Source organism: Vibrio quintilis (genome assembly GCF_024529975.1).
GTDB classification, from domain to species: domain Bacteria; phylum Pseudomonadota; class Gammaproteobacteria; order Enterobacterales; family Vibrionaceae; genus Vibrio; species Vibrio quintilis.
Genome location: NZ_AP024897.1, coordinates 1,743,529 through 1,767,758, shown reverse-complemented (window position 1 = coordinate 1,767,758; position 24,230 = coordinate 1,743,529). Strand labels below are relative to the sequence as shown.

Annotated in this window: 23 protein-coding genes; 8 read left to right on the top strand and 15 right to left on the bottom strand. The window is 47.4% G+C overall.

Features of this window, described 5'->3' with window-relative positions; translation table 11 throughout:
* Positions 1–53: 53 nt before the first annotated feature.
* Positions 54–614: a DUF2301 domain-containing membrane protein gene (locus tag OC443_RS08385; protein ID WP_073583319.1), complete on the bottom strand. Its 561-nt coding sequence runs from the start codon at positions 612–614 to the stop codon at positions 54–56.
* A 32-nt stretch (positions 615–646) separates the two neighbouring features.
* Positions 647–2,533: a methyl-accepting chemotaxis protein gene (locus tag OC443_RS08380; RefSeq protein ID WP_073583317.1), complete on the bottom strand. Its 1,887-nt coding sequence runs from the start codon at positions 2,531–2,533 to the stop codon at positions 647–649.
* Between the two features lie 402 nt (positions 2,534–2,935).
* On the opposite strand from OC443_RS08380, the gene OC443_RS08375 reads away from it, so the two are divergent.
* Both OC443_RS08375 and OC443_RS08370 read left to right on the top strand, forming a co-directional pair.
* Positions 2,936–3,367 carry an NUDIX hydrolase gene (locus tag OC443_RS08375; protein WP_073583315.1) on the top strand — a complete coding sequence of 144 codons (432 nt, stop codon included), beginning with the start codon at positions 2,936–2,938 and terminating at the stop codon, positions 3,365–3,367.
* Positions 3,368–4,001: 634 nt separating this feature from the next.
* Complete coding sequence (locus tag OC443_RS08370; RefSeq protein WP_073583313.1) at positions 4,002–4,271, top strand: transposase; 270 nt, start codon at positions 4,002–4,004, stop codon at positions 4,269–4,271.
* A gap of 193 nt (positions 4,272–4,464) precedes the next feature.
* Here the strand turns inward: OC443_RS08370 and OC443_RS08365 are convergent, their stop codons facing one another.
* A complete protein-coding gene (locus tag OC443_RS08365; protein WP_073583311.1) occupies positions 4,465–6,816 on the bottom strand; it encodes a P-loop ATPase, Sll1717 family in 2,352 nt (783 codons plus the stop codon).
* Positions 6,817–7,171: 355 nt separating this feature from the next.
* Between OC443_RS08365 and OC443_RS08360 the strand changes: the two genes are divergently transcribed.
* Both OC443_RS08360 and OC443_RS08355 read left to right on the top strand, forming a co-directional pair.
* The gene (locus tag OC443_RS08360; RefSeq protein ID WP_073583309.1) at positions 7,172–8,113 is read left to right on the top strand and encodes a DUF1848 domain-containing protein; all 942 of its coding nucleotides are present in this window, start codon (positions 7,172–7,174) and stop codon (positions 8,111–8,113) included.
* 154 nt (positions 8,114–8,267) lie between these two features.
* A complete protein-coding gene (locus tag OC443_RS08355) occupies positions 8,268–8,801 on the top strand; it encodes a hypothetical protein (RefSeq protein ID WP_073583307.1) in 534 nt (177 codons plus the stop codon).
* A gap of 159 nt (positions 8,802–8,960) precedes the next feature.
* On the opposite strand, the gene OC443_RS08350 is transcribed toward OC443_RS08355, so the two are convergent.
* A complete protein-coding gene (locus OC443_RS08350; RefSeq protein ID WP_073583305.1) occupies positions 8,961–10,556 on the bottom strand; it encodes an ABC-F family ATPase in 1,596 nt (531 codons plus the stop codon).
* A gap of 242 nt (positions 10,557–10,798) precedes the next feature.
* Here OC443_RS08350 and OC443_RS08345 point away from each other — a divergent pair, with 242 nt between their 5' ends.
* Positions 10,799–11,728, top strand: a complete 930-nt coding sequence (locus tag OC443_RS08345) for a GlxA family transcriptional regulator (protein WP_073583303.1) — start codon at positions 10,799–10,801, stop codon at positions 11,726–11,728.
* Between the two features lie 23 nt (positions 11,729–11,751).
* On the opposite strand, the gene OC443_RS08340 is transcribed toward OC443_RS08345, so the two are convergent.
* Positions 11,752–12,333: a hypothetical protein gene (locus tag OC443_RS08340; protein WP_073583301.1), complete on the bottom strand. Its 582-nt coding sequence runs from the start codon at positions 12,331–12,333 to the stop codon at positions 11,752–11,754.
* Between the two features lie 213 nt (positions 12,334–12,546).
* Here OC443_RS08340 and OC443_RS08335 point away from each other — a divergent pair, with 213 nt between their 5' ends.
* Entirely contained in the window at positions 12,547–13,455 is a 909-nt protein-coding gene (locus tag OC443_RS08335) for a GNAT family N-acetyltransferase (RefSeq protein ID WP_073583331.1), read from the top strand.
* A gap of 111 nt (positions 13,456–13,566) precedes the next feature.
* Positions 13,567–14,037: a GyrI-like domain-containing protein gene (locus tag OC443_RS08330; RefSeq protein WP_073583299.1), complete on the top strand. Its 471-nt coding sequence runs from the start codon at positions 13,567–13,569 to the stop codon at positions 14,035–14,037.
* Positions 14,038–14,146: 109 nt separating this feature from the next.
* On the opposite strand, the gene OC443_RS08325 is transcribed toward OC443_RS08330, so the two are convergent.
* Positions 14,147–14,437: a hypothetical protein gene (locus OC443_RS08325; protein ID WP_073583297.1), complete on the bottom strand. Its 291-nt coding sequence runs from the start codon at positions 14,435–14,437 to the stop codon at positions 14,147–14,149.
* Between the two features lie 131 nt (positions 14,438–14,568).
* The gene (locus tag OC443_RS08320; protein WP_073583295.1) at positions 14,569–14,919 is read right to left on the bottom strand and encodes a VOC family protein; all 351 of its coding nucleotides are present in this window, start codon (positions 14,917–14,919) and stop codon (positions 14,569–14,571) included.
* A gap of 176 nt (positions 14,920–15,095) precedes the next feature.
* On the opposite strand from OC443_RS08320, the gene OC443_RS08315 reads away from it, so the two are divergent.
* Positions 15,096–15,512 carry a BLUF domain-containing protein gene (locus OC443_RS08315; protein ID WP_073583293.1) on the top strand — a complete coding sequence of 139 codons (417 nt, stop codon included), beginning with the start codon at positions 15,096–15,098 and terminating at the stop codon, positions 15,510–15,512.
* A gap of 30 nt (positions 15,513–15,542) precedes the next feature.
* Here OC443_RS08315 and OC443_RS08310 read toward each other — a convergent pair whose 3' ends face one another.
* Genes OC443_RS08310 through OC443_RS08275 form a run of 8 tightly spaced genes read right to left on the bottom strand, consistent with a single transcriptional unit; the run spans position 15,543 to position 24,220 of the window.
* Complete coding sequence (locus OC443_RS08310) at positions 15,543–16,781, bottom strand: allantoate amidohydrolase (RefSeq protein WP_073583291.1); 1,239 nt, start codon at positions 16,779–16,781, stop codon at positions 15,543–15,545.
* A gap of 16 nt (positions 16,782–16,797) precedes the next feature.
* Complete coding sequence (locus tag OC443_RS08305; protein WP_073583289.1) at positions 16,798–18,030, bottom strand: pyridoxal-phosphate-dependent aminotransferase family protein; 1,233 nt, start codon at positions 18,028–18,030, stop codon at positions 16,798–16,800.
* Positions 18,027–19,634, bottom strand: coding sequence for a gamma-glutamyltransferase family protein (locus OC443_RS08300; protein ID WP_073583287.1), 1,608 nt, complete (start codon positions 19,632–19,634; stop codon positions 18,027–18,029). Before OC443_RS08300 ends, OC443_RS08305 begins: the two co-directional genes overlap by 4 nt.
* The gene (locus OC443_RS08295) at positions 19,631–20,920 is read right to left on the bottom strand and encodes an amidase (RefSeq protein WP_306345632.1); all 1,290 of its coding nucleotides are present in this window, start codon (positions 20,918–20,920) and stop codon (positions 19,631–19,633) included. The genes OC443_RS08300 and OC443_RS08295 overlap by 4 nt, the downstream gene beginning before the upstream one ends.
* Positions 20,920–21,936: a bile acid:sodium symporter family protein gene (locus tag OC443_RS08290; protein ID WP_073583283.1), complete on the bottom strand. Its 1,017-nt coding sequence runs from the start codon at positions 21,934–21,936 to the stop codon at positions 20,920–20,922. The genes OC443_RS08295 and OC443_RS08290 overlap by 1 nt, the downstream gene beginning before the upstream one ends.
* 47 nt (positions 21,937–21,983) lie before the next feature.
* Positions 21,984–22,802: a MurR/RpiR family transcriptional regulator gene (locus OC443_RS08285; protein WP_073583281.1), complete on the bottom strand. Its 819-nt coding sequence runs from the start codon at positions 22,800–22,802 to the stop codon at positions 21,984–21,986.
* Positions 22,803–22,854: 52 nt separating this feature from the next.
* Positions 22,855–23,583: an amino acid ABC transporter ATP-binding protein gene (locus OC443_RS08280; RefSeq protein ID WP_073583279.1), complete on the bottom strand. Its 729-nt coding sequence runs from the start codon at positions 23,581–23,583 to the stop codon at positions 22,855–22,857.
* Complete coding sequence (locus tag OC443_RS08275; RefSeq protein ID WP_073583277.1) at positions 23,570–24,220, bottom strand: amino acid ABC transporter permease; 651 nt, start codon at positions 24,218–24,220, stop codon at positions 23,570–23,572. The genes OC443_RS08280 and OC443_RS08275 overlap by 14 nt, the downstream gene beginning before the upstream one ends.
* Positions 24,221–24,230 lie beyond the last annotated feature (10 nt).

Genomic DNA, 24,230 nt, shown 5'->3' with positions numbered 1-24,230 from the left:
CCAGAGATAAACAAGCGCTAACCAGGACATGAAAATAAACCAGAGAAACAGACTCAAACCTGATATCGGGACTTATCACCGATATCGTAATGCAGCGGCATCTGCCATTTCTCCTTCGACAAATACAGCAACACGACACCTGCGGCCAACAGCAGCACACCGCTTTGCCATAACAGCTCAAACAGCATCAAACCGGCTCCCGCTGCCAGGAAAAACGGTACAAACTTCAATCCGGTCACCTGAAAGCAGAAAGACTCCTTCAAAGCGATGCCGGAAAACGTGATAAACAAACATCCAAGGGATAGCCACAACCGGGTATGAAGCGGATCGGTAATCATCAGAAACATGCCGATCCAACCGGGAAAGGCAATAAAAAAACGGACCGTTTTACTGTACACGTGAATATTGGCAGCACTGAAAACCACGCCCAAAACCAGACCAGACAGAATCGTTAAGCGGATCCCGTCCGGCACAACGAACAAGCCGGCCTTCGCAATCAGCACCACCGCGTATGCCAGCAAAAACAGCGCAAAGACACTGATTCCCGCACGGTACAACACCACGCTCACCTTATCGTGAAAATCCAGTATTTCTTCATGTTCAGGATTTGCCATCGCTTTTTCTTCCTGTGAAACCAAAATAAATACTAAATTTTGAACTTATTGACCTGTTCAATCAGCTTGCGGGAAAATTCATTCAGGGTACCGGCCTGTCTGGTTCCTTCAACACTATCTTCACTCAACTGCTCAGAGATTTCCCGGATCGACTCAGTATTCACGTTGATCTCTTTGCCGGTCACCGCCTGCTCTTCTGCTGCGGTTGCAATCTGCGCAGCCATGTTATTAACATCATTAATGGAAGATTCAATATGTTTAAAATTCGTCGCAGCGCTGCCTGTATCTTCCACACTCAGTGATGCCAGGTTGTGACAGGTTTCCATGACATCTACCGCCTTGGTTGTTTTCTCCTGCAGGCTGCTGATCATCTGACCAATTTCCTCCGTTGATGCTCTGGTGCGCTGCGATAAATTTCTCACCTCATCGGCAACCACAGCAAACCCGCGTCCCTGATCACCGGCCCTTGCCGCTTCAATGGCAGCATTGAGTGCCAACAGGTTGGTCTGCTCCGCGATATCATTAATTTCAGAAACAATTTTGGTGATTTTTTCTCCTTCCTGATGCAGCTCCTCAATCACATGGCTGGCATTCTTTACTTCATCCGAAAGGTGATTAATGGAAGTCTGACTCTTCTCTATGAGTGAATTGCCGGTCCGGGTAATATCCACCATTTGCTGAGCATTATGTGCTGTTTGTTCTGCGTTACCGGCAATATCTTCGGTTGTGGTCGACATCTCTGTCATCGCGGTTGCGACCATCACCACTTCATCCTGCTGATGGCGAACCATCTGGTGTCTTTTTTCTGAAGACTCCGCGGTCACTTCAGACTGATCCAGAATTTGTTCTGAAAGGCGGTTGACACTGGATATTATCCCGTGCAGCTTTTCAACAAAGACATTAAAGCTCCCTGCCAGTTTGCCGACTTCATCCTGGGTTTTCACCTCAATGTTAACGGTTAAGTCACCTTCCCCCTGAGCAATATCATTCAGCGCCGCAGACACCTTCTGTAATCCGGAGAGTAAATACTTCATTAATACGGCCAGAACTATCACTGAGATGATAATCATCACAATCGCCGTCACCAGCTGATAAATCAACATAGTTTGCACTGGCTTCAGTAAAACTGACTCCTGACTCATCAGCACCAGATACCAGTTGGTTCCGGCCACCCGGGTCACATTGGTCAGGTAACCGGTTTGATTCACATTGAGCTCAAATAACTGTTTCTGAGCGGCATTATTTATCAGTTCACCCGCACGGATCGATGATGTCAGCTTATCCAGAGGCTGATTGCGCAAAGCTTTATCGGGATGCGAAATAATAATTCCGGAAGAAGAAAGTAAAAACGCGATGCCATTTCCGGGAACAGTCACCGACAAAATATCCTGATTAATTTTGTCCAGCGGCAGGGAGGCCATCGCCACACCTTTGAGCTGCCCGTTAATCATCACTTTTTTGGACAGCGTAACGATGAGTTTCCCGCTTGAAGCCCCCACATAAGGTTCACTGAGGAAAACCTGATCCGTATTGAGGGCATTTTTATACCACGGGCGAATTTTCGGATCATAGCCGGCTTTGGTATTCAGACCTTTCGCTCTGTAGGTATCTCCGGCAACAGTTCCAAACAAAACCGAACCAAACCCGCCGGCTTTATCAATTGTTTTAATCTGGGTGGTGATTTGCGCTGTGGTCTCAGCACGACTCAACGCATCGGTAAATGCATCCAGTATCCGTTTTTTCTCATCCAGCCACTCGCTGATAGATCCGGCATTACTGGCTCCGTAAAGAATATTGGAGGAAGAGATATTATCTGAAATCTGAGTCCGGATACCATAAACTGAAATACCGGCCTGAATTGCAGCAAGCGCCGAAACGATAAGACAGCTGGCAATCAGCAGTTTCTTAACTAAAGACATAGGAACCCTCTCTGTATCGTTATTTTTTGTTGATAATCACTCTGTTTCACTAAAATCAATCTGATAAGCGATTATTAAATAACATTTTTAATAATAATAGAAGGTTTCAGACCGGGAATCTGTGTTCTGGTATTCAGAACACCAGATCCACGGCATTCAGTGTATTTTTATCAAAGAAATTATCCGCAAAAGTCCGGTCAGAGCGTTTATTCCTGCGCTTTGACATCAGCGCTGACAAAGAAAACCTGACCGGGCATACCAATCCCGATCGCCATCCCCATATGTTGTATCGGCTGCATTGCACCCGAAGCCTGAGTATATTCCGTACTTTACACCGGGTTGCTGCTAAAATTCAGTGCCTTATATACCCAGATAATCTGAACATGAAACAGGAGCACAGCAATGAGAGCACCCTTTCAGGTGTTAGTTTTTCCTTATCGCCGCACTGAACACGGCGATGAAGTCTTAATCTGCCGGCGGGCGGACATAAACGTCTGGCAGGGTGTTTCGGGAGGCGGTGAAGATCACGAAAGTCCTTCACAGGCAGCCATCCGGGAATTAAAAGAAGAAACCGGCCTGAGCGGCAAACACTGGCAGCAACTTGATGCGATGTGCATGCTCCCCAGAGTCATGTTCAAAGATCACCAGACATGGCAGACCCACCCGTTTGTCATTCCGGAATATGCCTTGATGGTTGAAGTCACCTCTGACCCGGTTCTTTCTCATGAACACTCTGAATATCAGTGGTGCAATGAAGCACAGGCAACGGCACTGCTGAAGTTTGATTCAAACAGAATTGCCGTCTGGGAGATATTTCAGCGACTGAATGTATGACAGGCTATACCTTTAATTTCCAAGGTACTATAAAGTTTAAATATTAAACAGCAAAATTCACCACTATATTGAAGACTATTGAGTATCACAGTTCTATTTAAATCATACTCATATCCGCAAGCCAAGTCATCTTACTAAATAGCTGTTCCTAAATATGCTCCACTTTTGGTGACGAGGTAGATATCGAAAAGCAGTCTTTCCGCGCCAAGGAAGGCGCGGCAGAGCCCCAAGGATGGGTTCATGCGTGTCTGTGTTCGATATCTGCCTGAGTGACCTACAACCAGGAACTAATGAAATGGACACCTCCCTTAACCAGCTTCAGTGAGCCATGCTAAATGTTGAGAATCATTCAACATTGGAAGGTATCCTATGGATCAAGTTATCGGAATAACGCCATTGCGTTTGTGGAAGCTGACAGCCGACCTCAAATGCGTTATGTACCACTAAAATCAATTGAGTAATAAGATATACCGTGTCTCCACAGGATTCGAAAACGACTGATGAAAAACAGAACCGCGTTAATCAACCTGATTGGTGGTTTAGGTTTGGAGTACGGTATCGAAATACCAACAAGGGTGCATCAAATAGAAAATGTATTCCGGAATATTTGTAGGATGCAGAAAATGACCTGACAGTGATTAGCCGTAAATTCCTCGGAGAACTGTGCCTTGAGCTCAAGGCATTGACTGAAAAATGCCGGGCAATGGAACTGAAAATAAAGACCCTTGGCAAATTGGATCCATCAATGGCTTTTTTATCGAGTATCCCGGGAGTTGGTCCATTAGACGCCTCAACATTACGAATCGAACTTGGAGATGGGAGAGATTTTAAAAATGGCCGACATTTTTCCAACTATCTGGGATTAGTTCCAAGGGAACATGGCAATCGTAAAACTTACCAATAAAAATGCCCGGATGGCATGGGCACTTGGGAAGAAACAGGAAATGTTTAGCTCGTTTTGATTGAAATAACGAAAGGTTGATGCACTGACAGGTAGAACCGACTCTCTGAGACCCGGGAAAATAACCTGGCTCTTGAATCCATGGAATTATGAACAGTCTCTATAAGAAAAATATAAATATCTCTCAAAAAATCATTCATCTATAAACAATTTGACTCTCTTGTTGATACAAATATTCCCAATTAATGTCCATTGTCAGTCTTTGTTTCTCTGTATTCAAGTTCAAATACTCACAAAAAATAGGATGAATGATAAAATCACACCCATCAAAATCATCCATAGAAATTAGATCAAAAATTTCTTCTTTTTCTGTAAAAGAAAAAAAATCTTTATTTAATAGCTTTTGAGATTTCACTTTTTCTTCGTTTGCACTAATCCCAATAAAACCAATGTCATATAGAAATGATATTTTTTCTTTAAAATCTGTACATGGTTCAAGCTCATTAACAAATTCTAATGACACTGAATTTAGTATGTTTTTCAATTTTTCAATTGATAATATCTGCGTAGACTTCCTAAATAACCCAACAACTTCAGATATGTTTGTACAATGATTTTTAAATTCATTAATAAACTCTGAGTTAACAATTTCTCTAGTCGTCCCTGAAATACATTTATCTATAGCAAAGTTTGTAATCTTTATATCTCTATTTTTATAGTCATTAAGAACAGATATAATTTTGGCAAAATATGCTAATATCTCTCTAGGTCGCCAGAAAGTATGACGTAATACATCAACAAACAAATCAATTGTAAACTCCTTACCCGAAATATTAATTATACTTTTATCAGGAATATGGGGAAATGCATTACTCAATACATCATTGAGTCTTTCGTGAGGCTTATCAGTATTCAAGGATTTATACTCACTTAATAACTCAAGTCTCTTTCTCAGCATAATTGACAACTCAATTCCAGACCACATAATATGATGTTCTTTACCTAAATAAACAATACTATCTCTTTCCTGCCTCTTCACTTCTATAAATCTTTCCTTTGGAACAACCACGCAAAAATCAATAGCATTGTTCATTTCAGGAATACACATTCCTTTACCTGATTTTATTTCCATAACTATATGTATATATGCTCTAAGCCAGTCGATCTCCATACTATATCGTTTTGATTTTTCATCTGGTGATGAAGCATAGAAATGAGTTTTATTTCTAAACTCTTCAAATTTAGTATCAAAACCATCTAATGATATAAATATTTTTTTACTACATGATTTTAATATATTTCTAAATGATTCAATTACCTGCGTTGTGAAAATATTATTAATAACATTTTTTATGCTAAAATCACGTCTCATTTCATAATAAAATTTTTTAGGATCATCAGATAATAATTCCAATACTTTTTCCTTATATTCAAGAACAGCAGAATAACACCAGATAAATAGCCCTTCTTTATTAACCTCTCCTGAACTATCAATAGAAATTAAAAAATCTCTCAGAATTTTCAAATCATCAGCATATATATTTTCTCCATTATAATTTTTATATTCATGCACAACCACTTCGAAACATGATATATAAATATATAGCATCCATGATATTTCAAACATCTCAAGTTGATTAATTGTTATATTGAATTCTTCATATATTTGATCTGAAAATAAAAACCCATATATATATTCTAAGTTAATTTCATTCACATCAATGTTTATATGCTGTTTATATTTTGATTTATCCTCAACACCAACGTGGTTAGATATTGTCGTTTTCCCACTTCCTTTTCTCCCTATTAATATATAAGATGTTTGTCTTTTTAATTTTTTATATGCATGTGTTTTAACAAATGCTGCAGAAAAATTATTATAAAACCAAGGGTTATTCTTCACTCTTTCAAATTTTGTTTCTTCAAAAAAATTATTCATTATATTATGAAATTGTTTTTTTGTATCGTCACTTTCTAACGAATTATATGTAAAAATCTCACTAATAATATTTCTTATAAGTTTAATATGTTTTTTCCTATTTTCTTCAGATTCAACTATCTTACCACCTTTAGATAGTGCTCGATAAGAAGTGAAATCTAATGACAATTTATCATACAGTTCTTTAGGAACACTATTTTCATGAGTTGAAGAAAAAACTATAGGTATTAAACAGAATGGACTTTTAATTGATTTTACCTTACTTTTAAAAATATCATCTTTATCTTGAGGTTTATCAGTTTGAATATTTGCTTCTCTTTCAAGTTCATAGTATCGATTCATTATTATTGAAAATTCTTTATAAACCCCCCCTTTTCGATCTTGTATTTTATTTTTATATGCCGGAGTAAATATCATTATTGTTCCATCAACATATTCTAATAACTCCATGTACTTAGGTAAGTCATCACCCGCTGATAGGCTATAGTCAGTATGAAATTTTATTTTACCCGATGACTCTTCTTCAAATCGGCTAACAAGATGCTCAAGAGATTCTCTATCAATATCTTCATGACAATACGAAATAAAACAATTCGCAATTTTTTTCATAAATCACTCTCCTATCATCTTTAAAAAAACACTTTTGATATGAACCTGATAAGTTTACATCAAATATATTATTATTTCTGATCATATGTTTATTATGGTTTATTTTGTGGATGAAATATCAATAAATTCAAATTTTAATAACACAACTATGATTTAATCTTATTAATAACAAAAAACCACTAGCAATTTTACATCTATATAATTATAACCAGATAGTACATTATCCCAATAGAATACAGATGATGTTAATAATATTTCGATAATTTCCACATTAGTGAATTTTCCGTCTAATTCATTTATAATTAATTCAGTAATAAAAAATTCATGATAGTTTTCTTATATACCCAAGCAACCTATGATCATCAGCGCCAGCAGACGAACGGATATTCCGGCATTTTACAGCGACTGGTTCCTCAACCGGATTCAGGCTGGTTTTCTGCTGACACGCAATCCATTTAATGCAAAACAGATCAAGCGGATCTCGCTGCGGCCAGACGATGTTGACGTGATTGTTTTCTGGACCCGCAATCCGGCCAAACTACTCAAACATTTGCCGTTACTCGATACAACCGGCTACCGGTATTACTTTCAGTTTACCCTCACCGGCTACGGCAAACCCCTGGAAACCGCCACCCTGCACCCGCTCAAAGCAATTGAAATCTTTCAAAAACTATCTGAGCAGATTGGGGCAGACAAAGTGATCTGGCGTTACGACCCGATTCTGGTGTCAAACCTGACGCCGGTGCAGGAGCATTTGCGCCTGTTTGAGAAAATTGCCAGACACCTGCATCAACACACCCGGCAGGTGGTGATCAGCTTTGCCGATCTGTACCGGAAAACCGAAGTAAATCTGCGCAAAGTCGCCGGACTGAGGTATCACGATATTCTCCATGATGCCGATGAACTACGAACACTTTGTCAGGGACTGAGTGAGATTGCCCGCCATTATCAGCTAAGCATCACCACCTGCGCCGAAACCACCGATTTAACAGAATTTGGTATCCGGCATGGTAAATGTGTCGATGATGTCTTGCTCAGGCAAATCTTCGGCCTCGATGTCAGCAGCACCAAAGATCCGGGACAACGGCAGGCCTGCGGTTGTATTCAAAGTGTCGATATCGGCAGCTACAACACCTGCCTGCACGGCTGTCAGTATTGTTACGCGACCAGCCAGCAGAAAACCGCGTTACGCAATTATCAGCAACATGACCCGCAAAGCCCTTTTCTCACCGGCAGTGCTGAAGGTGCGGAATCTCTGTCGGAGCCAGAGATTCCGGTCCGGACTTCGCTGTTCTGATGCCTTGATTTATACCGTTTTATGTTTAACATCTCATTGCCAGTCATATTAAACCTATGAATTACATTCAAAAAAATGAATGAATTCAACGTTCCGCCTTGATTTGCAACTAAACACATATATTATAAGATGCTGATCCAGGGAGTACGCCACAATGAGTCTGAGAAACATATTTATTCTGTCTTTTGTCCTGTTCTGTTTATGTAACATCGGCGTGTTTTCAATCGACAGTTATATCAAAACTGAAGTTACCCCGCTGGGCATTATCTCTTTCGAGTTCATCCAAACCACAGCACGCGCCGGGCAGGCTTTAACGGCATGGGGCACAAGAGGTCAGATGGCTGTGGGTTTGAGTATCGGTCTGGACTATCTGTATATATTGCTCTATCTCATCATGGGCTTTGCCGGTTTCCGGCTGATCACACAGAAATTAGCGGTTTATTCCCGGCGAATGGCTGCTTCAGTCCGCTGGCTGTCTGCACTTTGCCCGCTCACCGGCTTATTTGATTTGACGGAAAATTACAGTCTGATCCGGATATTAACCGGCTCGCAGGATGCCTTCTGGCCCGGACTGGCTCATCTCTGTGCACTCGGTAAATTTACCGGTTCAATCCTGTGTATTGCACTGGCACTGATGAGTGTTCTTTATATGGTTGCATTTTTTATGTTGCGGGCTGCAAAGTCATAAAAAGGGAAAGAAGTGTCATGATATACCCAAACTACCTGAAGATGCATGATTCATGCGTGCAGCCGAAAGGTGCATCTTCAGGTAGTTTGGGTATAAAACCCGGCACAAAAAAACCAGCCCGAAGGCTGGCCTTTGTCAACAGACAATAACGTAAATGCGTTACCCAATCAGCCCCTGCTTCGCCAGATACTCATCATAAGTCCCGTGGAAATCACGCACACCATCTTTGGTGATCTCAATGATGCGGGTGGCAATCGATGACACAAACTGACGATCATGAGAGACAAACAGCAGCGTGCCTTTGTAGTTCTCCAGCGCCAGGTTCAGTGCTTCAATTGACTCCATATCCATGTGGTTGGTCGGCTCATCCATCAGCAGGATGTTCGGCTTTTGCATGATCAGTTTACCAAACAACATCCGCCCCTGTTCGCCACCGGAAATCACTTTGACAGACTTCTTGATATCATTCTGCGAGAACAGCATCCGGCCAAGAATACTGCGAACGACCTGCTCGTCATCGCCTTCTTTCTTCCACTGCCCCATCCAGTCCATCAGACTCATCTCTGCACTGAACTCATCTGCATGATCCTGCGCGTAGAAGCCGATATTGTTGTTCTCAGACCATTTGATTTCACCGCCTTTGGGAGCCATTACGCCCGCAAGCGTGTTTAGCATGGTCGATTTACCAATCCCGTTTTCACCAATAATCGCAATCCGTTCACCCACTTCCACCATCAGGTCAACGTCTTTAAACAGCATATTGTCATCATAACCCTGCGTCATCCCGGTGACTTCAAGCGCATTCCGGAACAGCTCTTTCTCCTGATCGAAACGGATAAACGGTGACTGACGGCTGGAAGGTTTGACTTCATCAAGCTGAATTTTTTCCAGCTGCTTCTGGCGGGAAGTTGCCTGTTTGGCTTTGGATGCATTGGCAGAGAAACGGCTGACAAAGGTTTGCAGCTCGGCAATCTGCGCTTTCTTCTTCGCGTTATCGGCCAACAAACGTTCGCGGGCCTGTTCTGCAGCGCACATATATTCGTCATAGTTGCCGGTAAACAAACGCAGCTCACCGTAGTCCAGATCCGCCATATGCGTACAAACCGTATTCAGGAAATGACGGTCGTGCGAAATAATAATCATGGTGCAATCGCGCGCCAGCAGGGTTTGTTCCAGCCAGCTGATGGTATGCATGTCCAGGTTGTTGGTAGGTTCGTCAAGGAACATGATGTCTGGTTCTGCAAACAAGACCTGCGCCAGCAGGATCCGCAGTTTAAAACCCGGGGCAATTTCGCTCATCAGACCAAAATGCTGTTCTTCCGGAATGCCCAGGCCCAGCAAGAGTTCTCCGGCACGCGCTTCCGCAGAATAGCCATCCATTTCCGCGAATTCAGTTTCCAGATCGCCAACCCGCATGCCATCTTCATCAGACATTTCAGGCAAGGCATAGATACGGTCACGCTCTTCTTTGATGGCCCATAACTCTTTATGCCCCATAATGACGGTATCAATGACTGAATACGCTTCAAACGCAAACTGATCCTGACCTAACTTTGCAATCCGTTCATTCGGATCATAAGAGACAGTGCCTGAAGATTGCTCCAGTTCACCGCCCAGGATTTTCATCAGTGTTGACTTACCACAGCCATTCGCACCGATCAGACCGTATCGGTTTCCCTGACCAAATTTAACTGAGATATTTTCAAATAATGGCTTATCGCCAAATTGCATTGTGATATTAGCTGTTGATAACACAGGACATTCCAGATTGGTTAAAACACAAAAAAAGCTGACCTCAGGTCAACTTTACAAATTTATCGCTATGGTAACAGGTTCTGTGACGGACATCACCCTGTGATGATTAATTCTTCAAAATGATGACTTTGATAATTTTTATCGATTACTGTAATCGGTAAAACCATTTTCAGCCTGAATCGATAAAGCTGATAACTTACAAAAAAATTATATACCCAAACGTGAATTTATTGGTGTTATTTATGTCTGACCAGAATATCCAGATTGCCCTGCTCCGTTACCCCGGCAGTTTAAACTCAGCGGTATACGGGCTGGAAGAAATGTTTTTTCTCGCCAACGAAGTCTGCGGAATGCTCGACGTTCCGGTGTCATTTGAACCGGAGATTCTTTCCCCGGACGCCCTGAAAGAAAAAACCAGACAGCCATACAGTATTGCAATACTGACACCAACCAATCAGGCAGAAGATTATCTCAACCCCGATCCGGGGCTGATTCAATGGATCAAAAAGCAGCATAAAAACGGGGCAATTATCGCCTCTGCCTGCTGTGGTTCCTTTATTCTGGCGCAGATCGGTCTGCTTGACGGGAAAAAATGTACCACCCACTGGCGGCTGGAAGATCAGTTCAGGGAACGCTTTCCGCATCTGGAACTGTGTATTCAGGATATTCTCAATAATGAAGGGGATGTGATTACCGCCGGCGGGATGATGTCGTGGCTGGATCTGGGATTTGAAATCATTTCACAGTATTCCAAAGCCAGTGTACTCAGAGAACTGGGGCGTCTGATGGTGATTGATACCGCGCCCCGCGAGCAACGCTTCTACCAGAAATTTATGCCGCACTTTCAGCATGGTGATGAGATTATTCTGGAACTCCAGCACTACTTAAATACCAGCTATGCACAAACGATTTCCGTTGCCACACTCGCCAGTCAGGTTCACTTAAGTGAGCGTACGCTGCAACGCCGGTTTCAGAATGCAACCGGCCTGAACCCGGCCAGATATATTCAGCGTCTGAGAGTACAAAAGGCGTGTCATCTGCTGGAAACAACCCGCCAGCCGTTTGAATCTATCGCTTTTGGCGTGGGCTATCAGGACGCAGGCACATTCCGTAAGCTGTTTACTGAAGAAATGGGCCTGTCGCCAAAAAGATTCCGTGAGCGTTTTGCCTGAGCCGGCATCATGCATGTCACCGGTTAACGGACAGCACCGGCACCGGGCATCAACGGATTCTTCACCACATTGTTTTCCCAGTTTCGTTTGATCACCGGTGCCAGCATGATGGCAACCACAATCGCAACCGCCAGGCAGGCGCCGTATAAATAAAGGAAATGTTCAAACGAAAAGTATTTGGTAAACGCTTTGGCAACGCCCAGAAATCCGGCAAATGTCCATGAGCAGGTACTGACAGCACCGGAAACGGACATCAGCAGCATATCGCCGTGGGTCAGTTCAGCTTTGGCCATTTTCCTGAACACCACATGATGCAGCACCATCGCATTCAGCGTCAGTACGCCCACACAGACCATTTTTGCCAATAGTTTATCAGCCTGCATAATCGCATCGTACCGGAATTCAGTATCAATATAGACGATTCCCGCGCCGGTTATGGCCAGAACCACCAGCAACCACAACATCTGATCGCCCAGCATTCTGAGTTTTTCCTGAGAAATTTTCCGGAAAAACAAGTTCATATCACTGCGGTATAATGTTGTAATTGCAAATGCAAACACCAGTAAATGCGTATAAATCAGAAATGTTCTCAATATATCCATCATAAGAGACCTGCTTATTTTATCCGGTAACAACTGCGTTTCAGCGGATACCCTAAACCTGTCAGCACGCCCGGGCTGAGTGGGTGAAGGTATCCATATCATTGATAATGTTATAATTTGAGTCACTGCGATGATAAGGGGGAAAACCGACAGAAACAGGAGGAGTTCCGACAAATGAACCGATATACCCATATGTGTGAAGGAATAAAAAATCAGATGATTGACCATATGCTGCAAAAATACGCTTTTCTGCCCTATTCCCGGCAGACATTAAAACGCAATCTGGAGCGTTTTCTGTCACAGCAACTTTCATGGTGTGATGACCCGGATTTCTCAGCCCGTTTTCCGTTTCAGGAGACCGGCCTTGAACAGGCTTTTTTTCAGCAAAAAGTCATTCACGTCAACGGGCAATCTTATCTGACCGGCCCGCGTTATCTCGGTGGTGACATCAATCAGCCTTTTATTGAATTAATTGCGTCAACCGCTCCGGTCAGCACTGCTGCGGCCCGGAAAATATTCAGCGACTGGCAGCCTCTTCAGGCGCAGCACATCCGCGTATTGCGCCAACGCGAAACCGGTCTGTCAAAAGCCAGCCAGCCGGGTACGACCGATCAGCTGATTTACATCGCGCCTATTCCACACTCTTCGCAGGTTCAGAACCGGGAAGCCCATGTCAGCCTGAGGCTGGCTCAGCCTGCCGATAGCAGCTGGTGCCTTGAGGCGATGGAACAGTCATATCAGGAAACATTGCATCAGTTACCGGCATTGAAAAGCCATTTATCCCCGACGGATCCCGCCGATCTGAGCGATGCAATCGCCAACCGGGAAGCCTTTATGATTGAATCTCATGGCAACCCGGCCGGATTCATCATCGCCAGTCCGGATGCTTATGCTTTTGTGTGCGGATATTGCGTGATTGAAGAGGTCATTGTGCCTGCCTGCCGGGGAAAGAATCTCGCCGCGACAGCGCAACAGTTATTATCCCGCCAGTTGCTTCCGGCCCCCGGCCATCACTTGCTGGTCGGAACGATTGCCCGCGATAATCTGCCCTCCAGACGAACCGCAGAAAAAGCAGGCCGCAAAGCCCTGCTTGAGTATGCTTTTTTGCGTGAAGCCGATTTTTAATTGGAATTGATGCAATCTGATGCAATCTTAGTTTGAGCGAATAATCATAACCATTAAAAATGTGTATGATTCACCGGGTATATACCCAATGAATCAATGGAGCAATAGCGAATGGAACCTGAGATTAAAACATTTGAAAACATCAAACTGGTTGGCTGCCGTGAGGAAATTGACCTGATGAATGGTGAGTTTTCCGGTATCGGCAAAGCGTGGGAGCGTCTTTTCCCGGCTGCTGAAAGCATTCAGAATATCGTACAGGACGATCAATTCTGGGGCATCACAACCGGAATCAATGAAGCAGAAAATGCATATACCGCCGCGAAACAGGTCAGTGAGATCAGCGAAGCAAACGCTGAATTAGCGTCATTTGATATTCCGGCACAACAATTTGCTGTCTTTGTTCACCGGGGAAACCCAATGGCGATGGGGCAAACCATTCAAAGCGCTTTCCAGTGGCTGGCACAGAGTGACTATCAGCTGAGCGATTCGTTTAATCTGGAAATGTATGACTCAAGGTGCGACCCGGAGAACCCGGACGGGTACATTATCGATCTGCTGTTTCCGGTTCAGGCGAAAGCCTGAGGTGAACAGTCATGAGTTCGTGTGTCCGGCCTGTTCGCCGGACACATACTCATCATTCACCAGACACATAACCACCAACAACCAGAACCCCAGCCCCCATCAAACCAGGCTAAGTGATCTTTATGATCTGTTCCGGTTGCACCCGTCTGCGGGGGGACTGCTTCAGATTCACCTGTGTTAAACAGCCACAGTCAGCGTGACATTCAGCATGCGTTAAATGGCAATCCATCCGCTTTGAGCATGCGGTCAGGCACAACTCCCAGATACACTTCTTGGTGTCGTTATTCAGACAGTGGATATCCGCCACACAGAGCAATCCCTGATTAAATAAGGACTCAAGCTTTTTAATATCAATCCCGATCTGTACGTATTCCTGTTTTTCAACATGTTCAGAATTCATTGTTATTTCTCCACACTTTCACCTGAGTCAGACAAAGTCTAAATAAGAATTATTATCATTACAATAATTCTTATCTGATGGTGAGAGATGTGCCGTATCACCACAGCTTACCGTACGGTTTTAATGATCGGTTATCGGTGCCCCCGCAAACCAATCAGGTTGCCAAACGGGTCTTCGAGCTGACACATCACCAGCCCGTTTTCAATCTCAAGCGGCCCCCGGTATAAGGTGGCTCCTAATGACTGAAAAAAAGCGAGTGATTCAGACAGATTATCCACGGACCAGTACAATACAGTCCCCTTTTTGCCTGAGCCGACTTTTTCATCCGCCTGAACGATTTCGATAGCGAAACCATTGAGATCAAGCACGGTGAAATCAAATTCCGGTAAAAGTACCAGATCTGCCTGCGGAAAAGCCCGTTGATACCAGGCCAGCCCCGCACTGACATCAGGTACATGGATTAAAACAGCTGCCGGATTCATAGTTTCTCCTTATTTTTATATACCCAAGCAACCTGAAGATGCAGGTTGTTTGGGTATATCCGTTGAATAGCAAACAAAAGACAACCCCGTAAAAACACCCCCCGTTTCTTGTATCTTTTTTCACCCCTCGTCTACATTAGAAGTTACAGCATAAAAAGGAAGGTGGTAAAAAAACTATGGCAACGATTCGACTGGTTTACTACAGCCACGACTCTGGGGAGATGACTCAGTCAGAGTTAAAAAACATTCTGGAACAGGCCAGAACCAACAACCAGAAGCATGATATCTGCGGCATGCTGTGCTACGACAATCACTACTTCTTACAAATACTGGAAGGGGATGCAGCAGAAGTCACCGCACTGTTTCTGACCATCGCCGCTGACAAACGTCATCACTCAGTGGTGATCATCGGTGTACAGGAAACAGAAAAACGTATCTTTCCCCACTGGACGATGGGCTATGCGGGCGGGAGTGATGCGCTGCTTTCGATGATGAAAGAGCTGGGCTGCGACAAGTTTGATCCGACTGAAATGAGCTTTATCGAAGCTGCAACCCTGCTGCATCAGCTTTCTAAATCACAAACCAGATTGTAATCCTGGCTTCCCTGCATGCCACCGGACAGGTCACTGACCTGCTCCGGGAGCAAAGCCTTTCACCATCGTCACCAGACAATCGAGCGCAACCTGTACATCTTCCGTCAGTACCTGCTCGGCCGGATGGTGGCTGATACCTTTCTCACAGCGAACGAATAACATCCCGACATCTGTCAGCTCTGCCATCGCCAGCGCATCATGACCAGCCCCGCTGGGCAGAAAATGCGGCGGTTTACGGGTCACGGTTTCAACTGCGGATGCCCACAGCTGCTGAAGTTTTTCATCACACAGCACCGCCGGGGCCTGATAAATATTTTCGTAATCCAGTTGCAACTGCCGCTGATGGGCGATGTTTTCCAGCCGGGAAAAAAGCACCTGCGTACACCGTTCAAGCTGTGACTGAGACAAACTACGGATATCAATGGTAAACCGCACATCATCTGGAATGACATTCACCGCTCCCGGCATCACTTCACATTTGCCAACCGTGGCGACAATTTCATGCTGACGGGCAAATGCTTCAATACAGCTGATCATTTCAGCTGCACCGCACAACGCATCATGCCGGTAATTCACCGGAACGGTTCCGGCGTGCCCGGCTTCACCACGCAGCTGGCACTGGAACCGCTTTGCTCCGGCAATGCCCGTCACCACCCCAACCGGCAGATTCTCCGCTTCCAGTACCGGCCCCTGCTCAATATGCACTTCCAGATAAGCCAGCGTCTCTTCCGGCTGGCGGGCATCGCTGCCTGCCAGCGCCGGATCAAGGCCAAAATCACGCATTGCCTGCGCCATGGTAATGCCTTGGGCATCAGCCACATCCAGCCATTCCGGCTTAAAACAACCTGCAACTGCCGCAGAACCGATCAGTGTGGTATCAAACCGGGTGCCTTCTTCATCAGCAAATGCCACGACGTCAATGTGAAACGGAAAAGTTTCATCACGCAACAACGCCAGTGTTTCAATCGCCAGCAACACCCCCAGATTACCGTCATACCTGCCGGCGTTAATCACAGTGTCACTGTGAGAACCGAGTATTAAAACCGGCAACGTCGGATCAGCGGCGACTTTACGCCCCCACTGATTGCCTGCGCTGTCCTGCCAGGTTTCCAGCCCGGCCTGCTGCATCCACACCGCCAGCTGATCATGAGCGGCCCGGTGCTGCGGGGTTAAATAAGCCCGGGTCAGTTCGTTCCGGCTTTCACTGTAACCGGCCAGAATATCAGCCTGTTCCATCAGGCGGGCCGCCCGGCTTTCCATTGTCGTCATTGGCATTCCTTCCTGTTCAGCCGAAGTATTCCATGGCGGCCGTCACAGCCACACCCGGTTCAATACGGGCTTTATGTTTCAGTAACATGGCTTCCAGAGCCGCCAGTGTCGTCAGCACACATTCCTGACGGGCGTTATAACCCATAGTGCCAATCCGCCAGATCTTGCCATGCAGCGGGCCGAAGGAAGTACCGATTTCAATCCCGAACCGGTTCAGCAGTTCCAGACGCACCGTATCGCCGTCAACCTCACCGGGAATAGACACGCCAACCACATTGTTCATCCGGTGTTGCTGATCCCCAAACAGGCTCAGTCCCATCGCCTGCAATCCGGCAGCCATTGCGCCTCCGGCCTGACGGTGGCGGGCAATCACCTGTTCTGCGCCTTCTTCAAGATAAATCCGCGCGCATTCACGGGCCGCATATAACATGCTGGTCGCTTCCGTATGGTGATTCAGGCGCTCCGGCCCCCAGTAATCCATCACCATCGCCAGATCAAAATAGTTAGACTGAATCATCGCTTCTGCGCCCTGAATATGATGCGCCGCGCGAATCCCGGCTTCGACATGCTTACGCTGGTTGATCAGCGCGGCACAGCGGTCACTGAGTGTCACCGGCGCCGAGCCGGAAGGCCCGCCCAGACATTTCTGTAGTCCGGCAGAAACCGCATCTAAATGCCATGCGTCTGCCTTCAACTCGTTGCCCGCAATCGATGCGGTTGCATCACAATAAAACAACACGCCATGCCGGTGACAGATCTCGCCCAGCGCTTCGAGTGGCTGATTCATTGTGGTTGAGGTGTCGCCCTGCACCGTCGCCAGCAGCTTCGGCTGAAATGCTTTCACTTCCGCTTCCACTTTCTCCGGCGGGCAGACTTCGCCCCAGGGAATATCGATCGTTCTGACTTCGGCACCGACCCGCTGCGCAATCTCACACAACAGATGACCAAAACGGCCGATCACCGGCACCAGCACTTTATCACCCGGTTTGAGCACCGACACCAGCACGGCTTCAATCCCGGCGCGGGCAGTGCCGTCAATCAGCATCGTTTGTTGATTCTGAGTTTCAAACACGCCGCGGTACAGCGCCTGTACCTGATTCATATATCCGGTCATCACCGGATCGTACTGACCAATCAGCGACTGGGAAATCGCCTGATGGACGCGCGGATAGGCATTAATCGGTCCTGGTCCCATCAGCAGACGTTGTGGCGGGTTCAGGGTTTCAAATAACTGGTTTTGACTGGTCATTGGTTCTCTCCGTTGAAACGGGTTCCGGCGTCACAAACACCAGTAAAGCTGGTGCCATCACTGCGGGGGTCACTGGTTGCAGCAACCTTGCCCTGTGTATCCAATACAATGGCACCGGCGTGCCCCATTAATTCATTCTGATTGGCAACCGGAGTCACATTGTGGCCCCGCTGTTTTAGTGCGTCAGCGCACTGATCATACAATGCCTGCTCCAGACGCAGGTTATGCGTGTCATCTCCCCAGGTTCTGCCTAACAGCCAGCGCGGTGCAACCACGGCATCTCTGAGCGGATAATTCTGATAATGATGGCGGCTGAACAGGCAGGCCTGCGTTTGCGGCTGCCCTTCTCCGCCCATGGTGCCGTATACCATCCGCCGCCCGTCAGACAGCTCAGCATAGGCCGGATTTAAGGTATGAAACGGCTTTTTTCCCGGCGCCAGCACATTATGATGAGAGTCTGCCAGAGAAAAGCTCTGCGAGCGGATATTCCATAACACACCACTTTGCGGCAGAACGACACCCGAACCGAATTCCCAGTAAATGCTCTGGATAAAACTGACCATGGTGCCGTATTGATCAGTCGCGCCCATCCAGACGGTATCGCCTGGCCGGGCCTGATGCGGCCAGGGCAAAGCCTGTGTCAGAGAGATCTGCGCCGCACACTGCTGCACCACAGTCTCATCCAGCCAGCTTTGCAGCGGCCGGGTCAGACAGCCCTCATCACAGACTTCGCGATCGCGGATCAGAAAAGCCTGTTTCGTTGCTTCCACCAGCAGGTGAATATGATCGGTTTCGGTTGTCGCCTGAGCTGCCAGCCGGTCATAAATCGCCAGAATTAACAGGGAAGCAACCCCCTGCGTCGGCGCTCCGAAATTATACAATTGTCCTTTGGACGTCCCCGCCGTCAGCGGTGTGGTTACTGCCGCCTGATGCGCGTGAAAATCTTCAATCGTCAGCGGGCTGCCCGCAGCCGCCAGATCACGCGCCATACTGTGGGCCAGCCCGCCCCGGTAGAAATCATCCAGACCTTTTTCGGCCAACGTTCTGAGGGTGGCAGCTAACGCCGGGTTCACCACTTTATTACCCGGCTGAAGTGTTTTTCCGCCGGGCAGAAAATCCTGTGCAAATGCTGCCAGTCCGCCCAGCCTGTCGCGGGTTTTTTCACTGGCTGCAGCTAAGCTCTCAGTGACCTCAATCCCCTGCTCTGCCGCAGCCGCAGCCGGATAGAGTAAATCTGTCAGATTCATCCGGCCCGGATTCACTGCCAGCGCTTTCTGCCACGCAGAGACCGTACCGGCCATGGTGATGGCAGCCGGGCCGCCGTGATCCGGTAAAGTCTCACCCTGCGCACGATACGCTGTAACATTCGCGCCCTGCGCAGCCGCACCGCAGCCATCAATGGCAACCGGCAGCTCACCCGCTTTGGCGATCAGCCAGAAGCTGTCTCCGCCGAGACCGTTCATATGCGGATACTGCACGGCTATCATCGCTGCTGCTGCAACCATGGCTTCGCTGGCTGTTCCGCCTGCGTCCAGAATTTGCTGTCCGGTCTGCGCCGCCACATGATGCGGCGCGGTAAATGCTGTCTGATATTGATCACTCATGATGATTCTCCCCGGCCCGGTTTCTGCGACGGTAAAGGCAGTGATGATTGTTCAGACTGTGATTGTTCAGGCTCTGGTTGTTCAGACTGGGGATGTACAACTGCCTCTTCCAGATTGGTCAGTTTCATTCCGGTAGCGATTAAATCTTCTTCCTGATTCGCCGCACCCAGCAGAGACATACCACACGGGCCTTCCGGCAAACCATGCATCGGCAGATGCAGCTGGGGCAAACCACTGAGTCCCGCAATACTGGTCAGGCCCATCAGTTTGCTCCGGTAGATAGCCAATTCATCAGCCGGCATGGTTAACGCCGGTGGCCCGCCCGGCGTGGTTGGCATCACCCACAACGCCCTGACCTTTTTAAGCTGATCGTTCAGCTGTAGTTTGAAAATCGCCTGTCTTTGCAGCGCATAACCGAGTTGTTCCGTGGTCACGGAACGCGCCCATTCAACCCGCTCCCAAATCGCCGGATCCAGACTACCGCCATTCTGCGTCAGCCATGTATCGTGCTTTTGAATAATTTCGTATCCCTGAATCGTCCGGAACAGCAGGCTGAGTTCATTCAGTGTCCAGCCATGCGCGGTCAGAAAGTCACCGTGCACCAGTGACAACCCCGCCTGACGACACCACTGCTGTAACCGGAGAAAACGTGGCTGACTCAAATCTTCAGCACATTGGGTATCCAGATAGATCGCCTCATAAGTGACAGGGTCACTCTTGGTTGCAGCCAACACCTGCCAGACCTGCCGTAATAAGGCTAAATCCCGGCTGAAAATACCCGCAGTATCAAACCGTTGTGCCAACTCAAAACAACCGCGCAGATCAAGGCGTCCCCAGGTCGGACGCAGGCCAAACACACCACAGTAACTGGCAGGCACCCGCACCGAACCGCCGGTATCAGTGCCAATGGCAAAATCACATTCACCCGCTGCCACAGCAACCGCACTGCCACTCGATGAACCACCGGGAAGACAATCCCGCGCAGCCGGGTTTTCCGGTGTCCCATAATGGATATTCTGCCCGTTGAGACTGTAAGCCAGTTCATCAGTCTGTACCCGTCCGGTGCACTCGGCACCGTGACGGAGTAAAGCGGAAATCAGCGGCGAGGTTGACTCTGCCGGTTGATGAGTCGCCAGCCACTGCGGATTCCCGGCGCCGGTGGTATAACCGGCAACATCAAACAGATCTTTGAATACAAATCCGGTCCCGGACAGCACACCACCTCCGGCAGAAGGCAGGTAATCTGGTCCCTGATGACAATATATCCGGCTGTCCCGTTTCATCATTATCCCCTTAATGAAGTATCCGCTGATGTCACATCAGGGGCCTGGCTCTGCCGTGCATAGCGGTTGGCCAAAATCGCACAGTAGAAAATCTGCAACGGGTGATACAGCATAATCGGCAGCAGTATCATGCCCAGAGACGGATCGGCCCCAAAGATAACTTTAGCCATCGGGATACCGGCTGCCAGTGTTTTTTTCGTGCCGCAGAACACGGCGGCAACTTCATCCGGCAGATCAAACGGGACACGACGCGCACCCCACTGAATCAGGTGAACCATCAGCAGCAGCGTGACGATACATACGCCAACGGATAACGCCAGCAGACCGGCAGAGAATTCATGCCAGATGCCCTTTTCCACCGAGTCACAGAACGCGTTATAGACGATGAGCAGAATCACGTACTTATCCACTTTATTCACCACACTTTTATGTTTTTCCGTGAACTTCACCAGATAAGGCCGCAGCAGCTGTCCGGCAATCATCGGCAACAGCAGCAGTTTGGAAATTGAAATGACAGACGCCAGTAAATCCAGCTGAACACCTTCAAAACCCATAAACAGCTGAATCAGAAATGGGGTAATAAACACACCGAGAATACTCGACAGAGACGCATTAAAAATCGCACCGGGCACATTGCCTTTTCCCACGCTGGTCATGGCAACGGAAGAAGAAATGGTACTCGGCAGCACCAGCAGATAACAGAAACCGAACGCCAGTGCAGACGGCATCGCACTCAGAAAACCTTTGCCGAAAATCACCCAGATCAGCGGATAAACCACAAAGGTTGCCATCTGGATATAAAGGTGCAACCGCCAGTTGGTTACACCCGCTTTAATCGCCTTGGGCGACAAGCCTAAGCCATGGAGGAAAAACACAATTGCCACCCCGATGCCCGTCAGTTTATCGAGGTGAATGACGCCGCCGGTCCGGCCAACTTCTGAAGTCATGGTCGCCAGTACAATCGCTGCCACCATGCCGGTCAAAAACCATTCTTTTTTTATTTTTGCCAGTATATTCATTTTATGATTCGTTTCCTGCTGTGATACACCCTGCTTCGGGGGATAAATTATGATTCCAGTTCGTCCAGTTCAGAGTAACTCCGGGCAATACTCCGGCTCAGTTTCGCCGCATCCTGCCCCGCGTAACGGTAAACCTGATTGACCAGATAAGAGATTAAACTCATTGGCACCGCATAACTGTCAAGTGGTGCCTGATTATTGAAATGACAGAAAATAACATGCGCGACCTGCCCGGCATATTTTTGGCCGGACTGATCGGTGATCAATAAACACGGCTTGCCTTTCAGCTGCGCAATCAGCCGTTCAAACTGACTGATCCGGCGGCGGATACCAAACAACACCACGAAATCATCTTCCGTGACTGAAACCAAATCTTCTCCGAGTGTCTGTCCCGGCAGAGGCAGCAAGTCGACATCCGTCCGGCACTGCATCAGTTGCTGACGAAAATGCATTGCCAGCGGATAGCTGTTACGGTAACCAATCACTTTGACCCGCCGGGCCCGGACGATCTGCGCCACCAGCGCCGCCACATCCATGGCAGCCAGTTGGGCGGACAGCTGTTCCAGCGCCTGTATCTCATGCTGGATACCCGGGTCATCCACCCCGGACGTCAGGACCGGCACACCCTGCTCTCTTTCCTGCATCAGTTCGCGGCGCAGGGCGGGATGATCATCATAGCCCATTTGCCGGATAAAACGGCTGACGCTGGTCTTTGAAACCGAACAGGCTTCAGCGATTTCTGCGGTGGACAGCATCAGTATTTTTTCCGGATGAAACTGCAAAAAATCAGCCACCCGGCGGCTGCTCTCCGTCAGCCGCGGATAATGTTGTGTGATTCGTTCACTTAATGAATGATGATTCGTCATCAGAACTCCGTTACAGCGATCGGCACATCGCCTGAATCGTTCGAAAACCAAATTAACGTACAGCAGAAAGAAAACTTTGCAGTTCCGGGGTTTGCGGCGCGGCAAACACCGCTTCACTGTCCCCGGTTTCCCAGACTTTACCCTGATTCATAAACACCACACGGTCACCGACATCACGGGCAAAATTCATTTCATGGGTCACCAGAATCAATGTCATCCCTTCCGCTTTCAGTTGCTCCAGCACCTTTAAGACTTCCCCGACCAGTTCCGGATCCAGTGCCGAGGTGATTTCATCACACAACAACACTTTCGGATTCATTGCCAGCGAGCGGGCAATCGCCACCCGTTGTTGCTGGCCGCCGGACAGGTTGGCCGGATACGCATCAAACTTATCACCCAGGCCGACTTTTTCAAGTAATGCTTTTGCCTGGGTTTCACAGGCTTCGCGGCTCTGTTTCAGCACCAGTTCCGGTGCCAGCATGATATTTTCACCAACGGTCATGTGAGGAAATAAATTGAAACTCTGAAACACCATCCCCACACTGCGGCTGAGCAGGCGCAGCTTATAATCATCATTTTCAACGGCCTGATTATCGACAATAATCACGCCATCCTGATAATCTTCCAGCCCGTTCATACAACGCAGCAGGGTACTTTTTCCTGACCCGCTGCGGCCAATAACAGAGATGACTTCTCCCTGACTGATTTTCAGATCAATCCCTTTTAAGACATGATTCTCGCCATAAAACTTATGGACTTGTTCAACACTAACGACTGACATGATTCCGGGCCTCCAGATGACGGGCTAATGCAGAAAGCGGAAAACAGATAGCAAAATAAATCACCGCCACAAGTGCAAACACTTTGAACGGCTGAAACGTGGCGTTATTGAGCATGGTGCCGGCTTTGGTTAACTCCACAAAACCAATGATTGAGGCTAATGCCGTGCCCTTGACGATCTGAACCGAAAACCCGACGGTCGGGGCAATCGCTGTTTTCGCTGCCTGAGGCGCAATCACATAACGCATGGTTTGCAGATAGGTCAGCCCCAGTGTCCGGCAGGCTTCCCATTGCCCTTTCGGCAGAGACTCAATACAACCGCGCCAGATATCATGGAAGAAAGCACTGCTGAATAGAGTCAGCGATAAACCGGCCGCCGTCCAGGCGCTGACTTCAATCCCGGCCAGCGACAAACCAAAAAAGGCCAGAAACAGTTGCATCAGTAATGGCGTGCCCTGAAACACCTCCACATAGAGCTGAATAAAAAAGGTGAATACCGGATTGCGGGTACTGCGCAGCAGGGTGAACATCAGCCCCAGCAAACCACCACCAACAAATGCGATCAGTGACAGCGCCAGTGTCCAGCGGGCTGCCATCAGTAAACTGGTGAATATATCCCAGTCGGTAAATTGCATCATCGTCCTGGTC